Origin of the sequence: Pseudomonas sp. zjy_15, assembly GCF_043101865.1 — a bacterium.
GTDB classification, from domain to species: domain Bacteria; phylum Pseudomonadota; class Gammaproteobacteria; order Pseudomonadales; family Pseudomonadaceae; genus Aquipseudomonas; species Aquipseudomonas putida_Y.
On the sequence record NZ_JBICII010000074.1, the window covers coordinates 1 to 310 of the forward strand.

Annotated in this window: 1 pseudogene; it reads left to right on the forward strand. The window is 65.5% G+C overall.

What is annotated here, in order from left to right:
• Positions 1 to 310: pseudogene (locus ACF8EF_RS14280) on the forward strand (acetolactate synthase large subunit); the annotation flags it as partial.

Consider the following 310-nt stretch of genomic DNA (forward strand, 5'->3'; position numbering starts at 1 on the left):
GCCACCAACCTGGTGACCGCCAGCGCCTACGCCTACCTGGGCGGCATGCCGATGATGATGATCACCGGGCAGAAGCCGATCAAGAAGTCCAAGCAGGGTCGCTTCCAGATCATTGACGTGTGCGGCATGATGGACCCCATCACCAAGTACACCCACCAGTTCGCCTCGGCCGACAACATCCCGGCCCGCATGCGCGAAGCCTTCCGCCTGGCCGAAGAAGAAAAGCCGGGCGCGGTACACCTGGAGCTGCCGGAAGACATCGCCGCCGAGCAGACCGACGCGCTGCCGATCCCGCGCAGCCTGCACCGCC